Consider the following 13,285-nt stretch of genomic DNA (forward strand, 5'->3'; position numbering starts at 1 on the left):
AAGTGGAGGGTTTGTAATGCTGGAATTTGAGGATATGGACTATAATCAGTTTGCCAATATAAAAGTTATTGGTGTAGGTGGAGGAGGCAGCAATGCAGTCAACAGGATGATATCCGCTGGGCTGCAAGGTGTCGAATTTGTTACCGTTAATACAGATGCACAAGCCTTACGTTTTTCCCAGGCTGCTACAAAGCTGCAAATAGGAGGTAAACTTACTAAGGGCTTAGGTGCCGGTGCAAATCCGGAAATCGGTAAAAAGGCTGCCGAAGAAAACAGAGATGAGATTTATAAAAGTTTACAAGGGGCAGATATGGTGTTTGTCACAGCAGGTATGGGCGGCGGTACCGGAACAGGTGCGGCACCAGTAGTTGCTGAAATTGCCAAAGAAATAGGTGCTCTTACAGTTGGCGTGGTTACTAGGCCATTTACTTTTGAAGGACGAAAAAGGGCTGATCAAGCGGAAAATGGAATTAGCGAATTTAGAACCAGAGTTGATACCCTAATTGTTATTCCTAATGATCGACTATTACAAGTTGCCGATAAGCAAACATCAATTACGGAAGCCTTCCGAATTGCTGATGATGTTTTAAGACAAGGTGTACAAGGTATCTCAGATTTAATTGCTGTACCAGGGTTAATTAATTTAGACTTTGCCGATGTAAAAACTATTATGAAAGATACAGGCTCTGCTTTAATGGGAATTGGCCGTGCTAATGGTGATAAAAGGGCTTCTGATGCTGCCAAAATGGCTATCTCCAGTCCTTTACTGGAAACCTCCATTGAAGGCGCCAAGGGTGTTTTGCTGAACATCACTGGAGGTGCCAACTTAGGGTTATTTGAAGTCAACGAAGCTGCAGAAATTATTTCTGCAGCAGCAGATCCAGAGGCAAATATTATTTTCGGTGCGGTGATTGATGAGAGCATGCAGGAAGACATTCGGGTAACTGTAATTGCCACAGGTTTTGATCAAAGACACGTTCAACAGCAAATTGAAAAAGAAGATTTAAAACCTTTCTCCGCAGATGATTTGGATATCCCCGCATTTTTGAGAAGAAAATAAAAAATAGGGATATTAATTAGTAAAGCATCACTTTCTAAGTGGTGCTTTTTTTTGGTAAATTTAGGGCATATTTAGGTCGAAATCTTTTACTTCTTTAGTCTATAAAATTACAATATTTACCAAGAAAAGATAGTATAATTAAAGAAGAGTTCTATATTTATGAGTTCAAGAATAAGATGATAATAATTTAGCTCCTTAGTGGGGTTGAAAAGAATGGTAAAGCATAATTATATTATTTACTTAGATATTGTATTTCTAATTAACTTTGCAATGGATTTCATTTTACTTTGGGCAGTTTGGAAGTTTGGGCATTTCAAAACCTCGTTAAAACGCCTTTTATGGGGGGCGGCTATTGGATCTTGCTATGCTATTGCAATTTTTTTGCCGGAGCTAAATTGGCTTTTAACTTGTGGGATTAAACTGCTCTTTTCATTAATTATTATATTTATTACATTCGAATTTATTTCTTGGAGAAACTTTTTAATGGCTGTTGGCTGCTTTTATCTAGTTTCTTTTGTGGCTGCTGGCGCAATGTTAGGAGCAATTTATTTTTTTAGTACTTCCTCGAGTGCTTATAATTCCGTCAATGGAGTGTTGACTTATTTGGGCAACCTTCAATTGGGTTGGTTAATTACAGGACTGTGCATGATACTCATTTTAGGTTATTTTACTGTTCCCTATTTGCGACAGTTTATGAAGCCGGAATGCTTTCTGATGCCTGTTGTTATCAAGGTGGAAGGACATTCTCTGTCAGTTCAGGCATTACTTGATACTGGTAATCATTTAAGAGACCCATTTAATAAAAAGCCGGTTATGATTATTGAATATGCTGCAATTAAAGAGATATTACCATCGGAAATTTGCCAAATTCTTAAGGGTGGAGAAATTGGTTATGAACAATTTGCACAATTAGACTCTAATAGCAGTTGGTATAGCCGTTTAAAACTAATTCCATATGGTTCTATAGGGGAAAGCGGCTTGCTGCTGGCTTTTCGCCCAGATCTAGTTTCTGTGCAGCAAGGTGAAAAGCAAGTAAACTTAAGTGATGTTGTGGTGGCCATTAGTAATAAAAACCTTTCTTCCCAGGGTACATACCGAGCATTGCTGCATCAGGATATGTTTCCTGGAAAAATTTAAGGTAGGAGGTGGGTAAAATAAGTCAGGTACTTAAAATAAAATGGCAAATTAAGCTATTTCTGATACAATTGCTGAGAAAACTTAAAATTCTAGATGACGTTTACTATGTAGGCAGCAGCGAAGCTCTTCCGCCGCCATTATCAAATGATGAGGAAAGTGTCCTTATTGGACAGCTGGAGGGGGGAAATTTAGCAGTTAAAGGGGTTTTAATTGAGAGAAATCTGAGATTAGTTGTTTACATAGCGCGTAAATTTGAGAATACAGGTGTAGGTATTGAGGATTTAGTTTCCATTGGAACAATTGGACTAATTAAAGCAGTCAATACTTTTGACCCCAAAAAGAAAATCAAACTTGCCACATACGCATCTCGCTGCATAGAGAATGAAATTTTAATGCATTTAAGAAGAAATAATAAAACTAGAGTTGAAGTATCTTTCGATGAACCATTGAATATAGATTGGGATGGCAATGAACTTTTACTCTCCGATGTTTTAGGTACGGAAAATGATGTAATTTATAAATCATTAGAAGAAGAAGTAGATAAAACACTGCTTCAGCAGGCTATGAAAAAACTTTCCCCTCGGGAGAAAAAAATAATGGAATTTCGCTTCGGACTATTGGATGGGTTGGAGAAAACTCAGAAGGAAGTTGCCGATTTGTTAGGTATTTCTCAATCTTACATATCTAGGCTGGAAAAGAGGATTATCAAGCGTTTGCGCAAGGAAATAAACCGTTTAGAATAGCGATTTTAAAGCACTTATAATATTTATTTCAAAGACTTAAGAACCGCATGAGCTGTTTGGTTAAGCAGCTTGTGCGGTTTTTTCTTTTGCATTTGTACTTTTAGTTCAGTATAAAACCAAATTGCGCTGGCAATAATTAAAAATGACTTAGAGTTAAGGATTGATAAATTATCTACTTGGAGGCAGGCACGTTAAATGGTAAATAAAGTAGAAATATGTGGAGTAAATACCTCAAAATTACCTGTTTTATCCAACGAAGTAATGCGGCAATTATTTCAAGACATTAAGAACGGAGATCAATTTGCTCGCAACAAACTGATTAACGGAAACCTGCGCTTAGTGCTAAGTGTGATTCAACGTTTTACCAATAGAGGTGAATTTGTAGATGATTTGTTCCAGGTAGGGTGTATTGGCTTAATGAAAGCTATTGATAATTTTGACCTAGATCAAAATGTTAAGTTTTCTACTTACGCAGTGCCAATGATTATTGGTGAGATTAGGCGTTATTTACGTGATAATAACCCCATCCGGGTAAGTAGATCTTTACGAGATGTGGCTTACAAGGCGTTACAAGTAAGAGATGCTTTAGTCAATAAAAATTCAAGGGAGCCATCAATCTCTGAAATTGCTGCAGAGTTAAAAATACCGAGGGAAGAAATTATTTTTGCCTTAGATGCAATTCAAGAGCCTATATCCTTATTCGAGCCTATTTATCATGATGGGGGCGACCCAATTTTTGTAATGGATCAAATTGGCGATGAAAAAAATCAGGATGGCAATTGGCTGGAAGTAATTGCAGTCCGGGAAGCTTTAAGTAAGTTAACGGAAAGAGAAAAACTTATTTTAACTTTAAGGTTTTTTGAAGGAAAAACGCAGATGGAAGTAGCTGAAGAGATAGGTATATCTCAAGCTCAGGTGTCAAGACTAGAGAAAGCTGCTTTAAATCATATGCGTAAATACGTCTAGGGGGAGCGAAAATGTTACGGAGAGGGTTAATAATTACGGGGATTGTTTTTTTTGTGGGGTTATTTTGTTGGGCTTACAACCAGGAACAAGCTATATCTGCTTTTGACAGCTCAAACTTAATACGTTTTCACGTTATTGCCAACAGCGATACTGTTGAAGACCAGGCTTTAAAAAGAAAAGTACGGGATGTTATTATTACCAAAGTAGGTCGGGATTTTGCCAATGTAAGTTCTGTAGAGGAAGCTAAAGCTGAAGTTATGGCAAACATGCAGGACATTGAGAAAATTGCCCAAGATGAGGTAAAGGCTTGGGGTAAAGATTACGATGTTCAAGTATTGTTAGGCAATTTTGATTTTCCTACCAAATCCTATGGTAATTTTACTTTACCGGCAGGAAAGTATGAAGCTTTAAAAGTAGTTATTGGCAGTGGCCAAGGACACAATTGGTGGTGTGTGCTTTTTCCGCCCTTATGTTTTATAGATATTTCTAAAAGTTTGGCGCAAGGTGAGTCACCTGAAGTTGCTGCTTTAAATTCGGCAACAGACTCTCCTCCTAAGGTAGAAGTAAGATCTAAATTAGTAGAAATTATCCAAGAGAAAATAGAACAGCAAAAGGAAAAATTTAGGTTATCCAGAAATTCCATTTAAAAATCATTTAGGGCAGATAGTTATTTGAAAAATAGCTATCTGCCTTTTTTAATTTGGATTAATTTTATTGACAAGATTTAAAGTTAGTTTTCATATATTTATACGGGCAGTAAAAGGAGGGTTGATAATGATAAAAGTCTCCGATTTGCGGACTCTTGATGTGATTAATGTGTTAGATGGACGCAGTTTAGGAGTTATTAAAGATATAGATTTAGATATTGAACAAGGAAAAATAAATGCTTTAGTTTTACCAGGTACTAGTACTAGTAGGTTTATGGGTCTTTTCGGCAAGAACGAAGATATGGTAATTTCCTGGGATAAAATTAAAAAACTAGGAGTTGATGTGATTTTAGTTGAGGTTAGTACATTTGTTGACCCAAGACACGAATAATTTCTAGCTTCTGCCGAAAAAGCAAGAAAAAAGCTAGAAAGAACCAATATACTGTGAATATTGTCAGGAAATGCTTGTCATGTTGACTAAATCTTACACCTTCTTCAATTGACATACTAGATATGGTAGGGATATAATTGTTTGTACACTAGATATAGAGGTGGGGGAGATGAATGCGTTGTCCTTTTTGCAATTATAATGATTCAAAGGTACTTGATTCCCGCCCGGTGGAAGAAGGAGCAGCCATTAGACGGCGTAGGGAATGTTTAGAGTGTAACAGGCGTTTTACTACCTATGAGAAAGTTGAAAATATTCCCTTAGTAGTCGTTAAAAAAAGCGGTCAAAGAGAATTCTTTGATTCCCATAAACTTTTGGTAGGTTTAATTAGAGCTTGCGAAAAGAGACCTATTCCTTTAGAAAAATTAGAGGGAATTACTGCGGATATTGAAAAAGAACTCCTTAACGATGTAGAAAGGGAAGTAAAGAGCGAGAAAATTGGACAATTGGTAATGAACAGGCTTAAAGATTTAGATCCTGTTGCTTATGTTCGCTTTGCTTCAGTATACCGTGAATTTAAGGATGTGCAAACTTTTATGCTAGAATTACAAAACTTATTAGAAAATCTAAATAAAAAACAGGAGGACTAAAATGTTCACTCAAATTAAAAAAAGAGACGATAGAATTGTCCCCTTTGACGAGACAAAAATTACTGAAGCTATTTTTAAAGCGGCCAAAGCAGTTGGTGGAGAAGATAAACAAACAGCCATGGAGCTTACTTTGGAGGTCTTAAAAAGTTTAAAAAAAACCTTTAACGGTAATATATTTACAGTTGAGGATGTTCAGGATGCAGTGGAAAAAGTTTTAATTGAAACTGGACATGCTAAAACGGCTAAAGCTTACATATTATATAGGGATAAAAGAACAAGAATTAGAGATGCCAAATCGGATTTAATGGATGCGGTTGAAGAAATTTTAGTTGAGACCAGCAAGGAAAATGCTAATGTTAGCAATTCACCTTCGGCGAAGATGTTACAGATTGCTAGTGCTGCCAGTAAAAAATATTATCTAAGCCGTTTAATTCCGGAGGAATTCTCCACTGCTCATATTGACGGAACTATTCATATTCACGATTTGGATTTCTATGGAAAGACCTTGACTTGTGTACAAATTCCTTTAGGGGATTTGTTAAAAAATGGCTTTAACAATGGACATGGCTATATTCGCCCTCCTAAACGTCCGTCTTCAGCAACAGCTTTGGCGGCTATTATTTTGCAAAGCTGTCAAAATGATATGCACGGTGGACAATCCTTCCCATTCTTTGACAAGGATATTGCTCCTTATGTAGCTGATGCAACAGAAGAAGATACATATCAAGCCATGGAAGCTTTTATTTACAATTTAAATTCCATGCATTCCAGAGCAGGGGCTCAAGTACCTTTTAGCAGTCTTAATATTGGTACTGACACCAGCGAAGAAGGCAGAAAGGTGATTAGAAATCTTTTACTTGCCTATGAAAAAGGTTTAGGCAGAGGGGAAAACCCTATTTTTCCAAATATAATTTTCCGCTTAAAAGAAGGAATTAATTTTAATCCAGGTGATCCAAATTACGATTTGTTTCTACTAGCAATGCGTGTAGCTGGCCGCAGAATGAACCCAACCTTTAGTTTTATGGATGCTTCTTTTAATAAGGAATACGGAGACCAAGTCAGTTATATGGGCTGTCGTACCCGCGTTATGGCTAATCGCCGGGGGCCGGAGGTAGCTGAAAAAAGAGGTAATCTTTCCTTTACAACTATTAATTTACCTAGGTTGGGGATATTGGCCCAAGGCAGTCTAAGCAAGTTTTACGGATATTTAGACGAGGTACTGGATTTAACTGTCCGTCAATTATACCATCGTTTTTGGGTTCAGGCTAAATTAAAAGTGAAAGATATGCCTTTTTTAATGGGACAAGGTATCTATCTTGATTCTGAAAAATTAGAAGAGGACAGCCCCATTGAACCCGTGATTAAGCATGGCACTTTATCTGTAGGTTTCATTGGATTGGCTGAAACTTTGACAGCTTTAATCGGCAAACATCATGGTGAAAGCCATGAAGCCCAAGTAATTGGGCTGCAAATTGTGGAATATATGCGCAAGAAAATCGATGCTTATGCCCAGGAGTATAATTTGAATTACACACTGTTGGCAACACCGGCAGAAGGACTTTCTGGACGGTTTGTTAAGCATGATCTTGGTAAATTTGGCAGAATACCTGGGGTAACGGATAAAGAATACTATACAAATTCTTTCCATATTCCTGTTTCCTACCCTATTACTGCTTTTGAAAAGGTTTCTTTAGAAGGACCTTATCACAAATTTACTAATGGGGGACATATAAGTTACATAGAATTACAATCTCCACCTATGGCTAATATTGAAGCTATCCAAGCATTATTAAAGCAAATGAAAGAAAGTGATATGGGGTATGCTGGAATCAATTTTCCCATTGATTTTTGCACTGCTTGCAGCCATCAAGGAGTAATTGCCGAAGAAACTTGTCCAGTTTGTGGCAGCGGTCCTATCCGCAGGGTACGAAGAATAACAGGGTATTTCAGTACAGTTGACCGCTTTAATGATGCTAAAAAAGCAGAGCTTAGAGACAGAGTTCCTCATAAATAATTTTTTATTTTAATCTGATATTAACTTGACATTATCTAATTTCTTTTAATATACTATAATATAGGTTAAAAGTTTTTTAGGAGGCATTTGTAATGCATAATCCTTTGGCAAGCAAAATAAATCAAGTAAATAACTTTTATTTTAAGAACTGGTGCTTTTATTTTAGCACTGGTTATTTGCGTTGCCAAAAGAATATCCAACAACCGCCTAATGAGCTAACCTTTGAATAATTTTAACTTAGATTAGTAAGTTTCTATCTAAAGAAAATTAATAAGACTCATTGGAGTCTTATTTTTTTTACATTCATTTTTAAGGAGGAGATTGAAATGAGCGTAGTTTTAAAAAACGATACTACTTTATTTAGTATCAATTGTTTACAGAATCCAGAACCTACAGTTATTAAAGTTAAGGATAAAACTATTGGTGGTAAAAAAATTGCGGTTATTGCTGGTCCATGTTCTGTGGAAAGTGAGGAACAAATCGTTGCTATTGCCGAAGCAGTTAAAAAAGCTGGGGCAACTTTTTTAAGAGGAGGCTCATTTAAGCCTAGAACCTCACCCTATAGTTTCCAAGGTCTACGGGAAGAAGGATTAAAATTATTGCAGATTGCTCGGGAGCAGACAGGGTTACCGGTAGTAAGTGAAATTATGGCTATTAGTGCCATTGAGACTTTCGTGGAATGTGTAGATATTATCCAAGTAGGTGCCCGGAACATGCAGAATTTTGAGCTGCTGAAAGAACTAGGTAAAATAAAAACTCCTATTTTACTGAAACGGGGTTTAAGTGCCACTATTGAGGAATGGCTTATGGCTGCAGAATATATTTTAGCAGAAGGGAACCCTAATGTGATTCTGTGTGAAAGAGGTATTCGTACTTTTGAAAATTACACTCGCAATACCTTAGACTTAAGCGCCATTCTCGCCGTGAAGAAACTTAGTCATTTGCCTGTCATTGTAGATCCAAGTCATGCTACAGGTAAGTCATGGATGGTTGAGCCCTTGTCTCAGGCTGCCATAGTCACTGGTGCAGATGGTTTGATTATTGAAGTCCATAATGATCCGGAAAATGCCAAGTGCGATGGTCCACAATCGATTAAACCAGATGAATTTGCATCTTTGATGATCTCTTTAAAAGAATTAGCGAGGATGAAAAATAGGGTCATTAGTAATTAATTAGTTAGAAAGGAATTGTTAAATTAGTAAAAAGCAGCTGCTTTATTTATTTAAAATAGAATATAAAAACGACCACATTGATTTACTCAGATGTGCTCGTTTTCGTGCGGCCTTTAACTGCCATTTAAAGATTAGTTGCTATAATACATGATTAATTGCACGTACTAAATGTGTAACATTAGCGATAACTTCACCTTTATCCTTACTTTTTTCCATTTCATGAACAATGGCACTGCCTACGATAATCCCATCACAATAGTCTTTAAAATCCTCAGCCATTTCAGGACCAGAAATTCCAAAGCCCAAAGCCCTTGGTAAGTTGGTACATGCTGCAACTTCTTTCATATATTCTTTAATATCCGTATTAATTTTACTCCTTTGGCCGGTAACACCTGTTGTAGAAATACAATAAACAAAGCCTCCAGCGTTGGCGGTTATTTGTTTTATTCTCTCATGGGAAGTAGGCGCTACCAGAGGGATTAAGTGTAGCCCATAGGCACCCATATTGCCTAACAACTCATCTCGTTCTTCTAAAGGTAAATCCGGCACAATTAGCCCATCGATGCCTGCAGCGGCGGAAGCTGCTAAAAATCGCTCCACACCATAGGTGAAAATGGAATTATAGTAGACGAGAAAAACTAAGGGAACGTTGCTTAACTGTCTAATTTTCCTTACAGCTTCCATGATTCCAGCTATGGATGTTCCTCCTTCCAATGCTCTATTGGCTGCCCTTTGGATAACAGGCCCATCTGCAATAGGGTCGGAAAAGGGAATGCCTAGTTCGATAATATCTGCCCCTGCTTTTTCCAGCTCCAAGGTTAGAGCATAAGTAGTTTCTAAACCTAGGTCTCCCCCCATAATATAGGTAATCATGGCTTTTTTCCCCGTATTTTTTAAGTGATCAAATTTTTTAGTAATTCTATTCATAAGTCTTCCCCCAATACTTGTACAATAGTATCTACATCTTTGTCCCCTCTGCCGGAAAGGTTAATGACAATTATTTTTTCCCGGGAAAGTTGAGGCGCCAATTGTAAAGCATAAGCAACGGCATGGGAACTTTCAATGGCAGGGATAATCCCTTCTAGTCTTGACAATTTGACAAAGGCAGCTACAGCTTCTTGATCCGTAATCGGTACGTACTGTGCTCGGCCAGTTTCCTTATAAAAAGCGTGTTCAGGGCCAATGCCCGGATAATCTAGACCGGCGGAAATAGAGTACACAGGCATAATCTGACCTTCCTGGTTTTGCAATACATAGGTTTTCATACCATGAATAACCCCAATGCTTCCTTTAGAAATAGTAGCAGCATGCTGATCTGTGTCTACTCCTAAGCCTCCTGCTTCCGTACCGATTAATTTAACTTCCTCATCTTCATAAAAAGGAGCAAACATACCCATAGCATTGCTGCCTCCCCCCACACAGGCAATAATGTAATCAGGAAGACGTTTTTCCCGCTCTAAAATTTGTTTTTTAGTTTCGTCACCAATAATTCTCTGAAAATCCCTAACCATAGTAGGGTAGGGATGAGGTCCCATGGTAGAACCGATGACATAAAAAGTGTTAGCTACATTAGTAACCCAGTCTCGAAAGGCTTCGTTGACTGCGTCTTTCAGGGTGCCTGTGCCTAATGCTACACAGTTTACCTTAGCGCCTAAAAGCTTCATGCGAGTTACATTGAGGGCTTGCCGGCGAATATCTTCCTCACCCATATAGATTTCACATTGCATCCCAAACATAGCTGCTGCCGTAGCTGTGGCTACCCCATGCTGCCCTGCTCCTGTTTCAGCGATTATCCGTTTTTTGCCCATTCTTTTGGCTAAGAGTATTTGCCCTAAAACATTGTTGATTTTATGAGCTCCAGTATGGTTTAAATCTTCTCTTTTCAAATAAATCTTAGCACCACCCAGCTCATTAGTTAGGTTATGGGCAAAGTACAAAGGAGTTGGCCGACCCGAATATTCTTTAAGGTAATAGAGATACTCAGCCTTAAAGGTCTCATCCCCTTGGACTTTCTCATAATTTTTCTCAAGTTCTAACAAAGCATTCATTACGGTTTCAGGTACATATTGTCCTCCAAAAATGCCAAATCTGCCTGCCGGATTTGTCATTTGGCTCTCACCCTTTCTATAAATGTCTTTAGTTTTACGTAGTCTTTACAACCATTTGTTTCGACTCCACTGCTAACGTCAACGGCAAAAGGATTAACACTGGCAATTGCCTGCTCCACATTGTCTGGATTTAAACCTCCTGCTAAAATGAGGGGTGCCGGTAAAGATATCTCTTTAGTAAGATTCCAATTGAAAGTTTGGCCAGTTCCTCCCATGCGACCTTTGACGGCAGTATCCAATAAAATACCATTAACTTGATAGGACAGTGCTTCCTCTAAACTGAATAGATTTTGAACTCTAATGGCTTTCCATATGTCTGGAGTATAGTATTTCATGGTCTCAGGTGGTTCTGAGCCATGTAATTGGACAATATCTAGTTGTAATTCTTTAGCTACCTCATTAACCACATGGTAGTTTTCATTTACGAATACTCCCACCTTTTGAATATCTGTTGCTAAATTGGCTACTAGTTTTTTAGCTAAACTTAAATTAACTTGCCTGGGACTTGGGGCAAAAACAAAACCCGCATAGTCAACTTGTAATTCATTGGCATAAGCAATATCCTCTAACCGCCTCAGACCGCATACTTTAATTTTTACCACTTAATTTCACCCCATTTTCAGCTCTGCTAATAAGTCTTTAATCTGCCCAGCTTTCATAAATGCTTCACCAATGAGGACAGCGTCTACTCCCAAGGAATTTAAATACTGCATATCTGCGAGGTTATGAATGCCGCTTTCCGATACTTTTACAACTTCAGCAGGTATTGTAGTGATTAATTTCTCTGTATTTTTTAAACTCACTGTAAAGTCATGTAAATTTCTATTGTTAATGCCAATAATAGGAACATTGGCTTCCAGGGCAATTTCCAGCTCTTTTTCGTCATGGACTTCCACTAAACAGTGAAGTCCTAAAGCGGTTGCCAGCTGGTAAAAGTGCTTTAAATTTTTCCCAATTACAGCCACTATCAGTAGTACCGCATCTGCTCCCAATACTTTAGATTGATAAATTTGATATTCGTCAACGATGAAATCTTTACGCAACAGGGGGCAATCCACAAGGGGTTTTACCTCTCCAATAAATTGGTCAGCACCTAGAAAATATTTTTGCTCCGTTAAGATAGAAATGGCATCTACATTTCCCCTCTGATAGTCTTGGGCAATTTCTCTAGGTTGAAAATTTTCCTTTAAGATACCTTTAGAGGGGGATGCTTTTTTAATTTCACCGATAATATTAATTCCTTTATCCTTAGTTAAAGCTTTATAAAAATCTCTGGCAGGTTCCACAAAAGCTATTTTTTTCTGCAGTTCCTGAAGAGGAGTCTGTTCTTTTTCCAGTACTAACTGCTTTTTTTTGTGAAGTACAATTTCATCTAAAATCATAGTGCTATCTCCTGACTATATTCAATGAATTCATTTAATTTATCAAGGGCTGCTCCTGAATCAATAAGTTCTTCTGCCTGCCTAATGCCCTCATGTAAATCTTCCGCAACTTTGCCTACATAGAGTGCTGCTCCGCTATTTAAAAGCACAATATCCCTGGCAGGGCCCTTTTGGCCGGCTAAAACCCGGCTAATTATTTGGGCGTTAAAAGCTGCATCTTGACCAGCTATAGCGTCTAAGGTTCCATAGGAAAAACCATATTCTTCAGGATCAATAGTATAATTGATAATTTCTCCATTGCTTACTTCACTGACAACAGTTTTAGTAGTAATAGTAATTTCGTCTAGTCCGTCTAGGCCATGGACAACCATTGCTTTTTCGATTCCCAGATTATTTAAAACTTCTGCAATAACCCCAATTAAGTTTTGGTCATAAACGCCTAAGACTTGACCTTGCACAAATGCTGGATTGACTAAGGGGCCTAAAAGATTAAACACCGTTTTGATTCCTAATTCTCTTCTTGGGCCCACCACATTCTTCATTGCTGTGTGATAGTGAGGCGCAAATAAGAAGCCAATGCCTATTTCTTTAATACATCTTTCGGCGGCAGATGGGTCTAGATTAATGCGTACCCCTAAGGCTTCTAAAACATCGGCGCTGCCGCTTTTACTGGAAACAGCTTTGTTGCCGTGTTTAGCAACTTTCACACCTCCTGCGGCAGCAACAAGTGCTACAATTGTAGATATATTAAAAGTCTTTCCACCGTCGCCTCCAGTACCGCAAGTATCAATGGCGTAACTATCCATTTGGACTTTTTTAGCTTTACTGCGCATGGATTTAGCAAAGCCTGTTATTTCCGAAATATTTTCTCCTTTCATACAAAGAGCTGTTAAAAGACCACCAATTTGGGCCGGCGTTGCTTCCCCGTTCATAATTGCGTCCATGACCTGCATAGCCTCAGTTTCAGTTAAATCTTCTTTCCCTAAGATCTTTTTTAAAGCTTCATTTAACATTGTTT

Annotated in this window: 14 protein-coding genes; 9 read left to right on the plus strand and 5 right to left on the minus strand. The window is 38.0% G+C overall.

What is annotated here, in order from left to right; all coding sequences use genetic code 11:
• Window positions 1-16: 16 nt before the first annotated feature.
• The 9 genes from ftsZ (at window position 17) to aroF (ending at window position 8,777) form a co-directional block, all read left to right on the plus strand.
• Window positions 17-1,060: a cell division protein FtsZ gene (ftsZ, locus tag RDV78_03575; protein ID MDS1029583.1), complete on the plus strand. Its 1,044-nt coding sequence runs from the start codon at window positions 17-19 to the stop codon at window positions 1,058-1,060.
• Between the two features lie 213 nt (window positions 1,061-1,273).
• The gene (gene spoIIGA, locus RDV78_03580) at window positions 1,274-2,197 is read left to right on the plus strand and encodes a sigma-E processing peptidase SpoIIGA (protein MDS1029584.1); all 924 of its coding nucleotides are present in this window, start codon (window positions 1,274-1,276) and stop codon (window positions 2,195-2,197) included.
• A 17-nt stretch (window positions 2,198-2,214) separates the two neighbouring features.
• On the plus strand, window positions 2,215-2,940 hold the full coding sequence (gene sigE, locus RDV78_03585) for an RNA polymerase sporulation sigma factor SigE (GenBank protein MDS1029585.1): 726 nt from the start codon (window positions 2,215-2,217) through the stop codon (window positions 2,938-2,940).
• Between the two features lie 195 nt (window positions 2,941-3,135).
• Entirely contained in the window at window positions 3,136-3,906 is a 771-nt protein-coding gene (gene sigG / locus RDV78_03590) for an RNA polymerase sporulation sigma factor SigG (protein ID MDS1029586.1), read from the plus strand.
• Between the two features lie 11 nt (window positions 3,907-3,917).
• Complete coding sequence (gene spoIIR, locus RDV78_03595) at window positions 3,918-4,553, plus strand: stage II sporulation protein R (GenBank protein ID MDS1029587.1); 636 nt, start codon at window positions 3,918-3,920, stop codon at window positions 4,551-4,553.
• Window positions 4,554-4,680: 127 nt separating this feature from the next.
• Entirely contained in the window at window positions 4,681-4,944 is a 264-nt protein-coding gene (locus RDV78_03600) for a YlmC/YmxH family sporulation protein (GenBank protein ID MDS1029588.1), read from the plus strand.
• A gap of 173 nt (window positions 4,945-5,117) precedes the next feature.
• The gene (gene nrdR, locus RDV78_03605; protein MDS1029589.1) at window positions 5,118-5,591 is read left to right on the plus strand and encodes a transcriptional regulator NrdR; all 474 of its coding nucleotides are present in this window, start codon (window positions 5,118-5,120) and stop codon (window positions 5,589-5,591) included.
• A gap of 1 nt (window position 5,592) precedes the next feature.
• Entirely contained in the window at window positions 5,593-7,605 is a 2,013-nt protein-coding gene (nrdD, locus tag RDV78_03610; GenBank protein ID MDS1029590.1) for an anaerobic ribonucleoside-triphosphate reductase, read from the plus strand.
• Window positions 7,606-7,910: 305 nt separating this feature from the next.
• A complete protein-coding gene (aroF, locus tag RDV78_03615) occupies window positions 7,911-8,777 on the plus strand; it encodes a 3-deoxy-7-phosphoheptulonate synthase (GenBank protein MDS1029591.1) in 867 nt (288 codons plus the stop codon).
• Between the two features lie 138 nt (window positions 8,778-8,915).
• On the opposite strand, the gene trpA is transcribed toward aroF, so the two are convergent.
• From trpA to trpD, 5 genes are read right to left on the minus strand one after another with little or no spacing between them, the layout of a single operon-like run.
• Entirely contained in the window at window positions 8,916-9,704 is a 789-nt protein-coding gene (gene trpA, locus RDV78_03620) for a tryptophan synthase subunit alpha (protein MDS1029592.1), read from the minus strand.
• Entirely contained in the window at window positions 9,701-10,885 is a 1,185-nt protein-coding gene (trpB, locus tag RDV78_03625; protein ID MDS1029593.1) for a tryptophan synthase subunit beta, read from the minus strand. The genes trpA and trpB overlap by 4 nt, the downstream gene beginning before the upstream one ends.
• Complete coding sequence (locus RDV78_03630; GenBank protein ID MDS1029594.1) at window positions 10,882-11,487, minus strand: phosphoribosylanthranilate isomerase; 606 nt, start codon at window positions 11,485-11,487, stop codon at window positions 10,882-10,884. Before RDV78_03630 ends, trpB begins: the two co-directional genes overlap by 4 nt.
• Before the next feature lie 6 nt (window positions 11,488-11,493).
• Window positions 11,494-12,267 carry an indole-3-glycerol phosphate synthase TrpC gene (gene trpC, locus RDV78_03635; protein MDS1029595.1) on the minus strand — a complete coding sequence of 258 codons (774 nt, stop codon included), beginning with the start codon at window positions 12,265-12,267 and terminating at the stop codon, window positions 11,494-11,496.
• The gene (gene trpD, locus RDV78_03640) at window positions 12,264-13,280 is read right to left on the minus strand and encodes an anthranilate phosphoribosyltransferase (protein ID MDS1029596.1); all 1,017 of its coding nucleotides are present in this window, start codon (window positions 13,278-13,280) and stop codon (window positions 12,264-12,266) included. Before trpD ends, trpC begins: the two co-directional genes overlap by 4 nt.
• Window positions 13,281-13,285 lie beyond the last annotated feature (5 nt).

This window comes from Bacillota bacterium LX-D (assembly GCA_031628995.1).
Taxonomy (GTDB): Bacteria; Bacillota; DUOV01; order DUOV01; family Zhaonellaceae; genus JAVLUO01.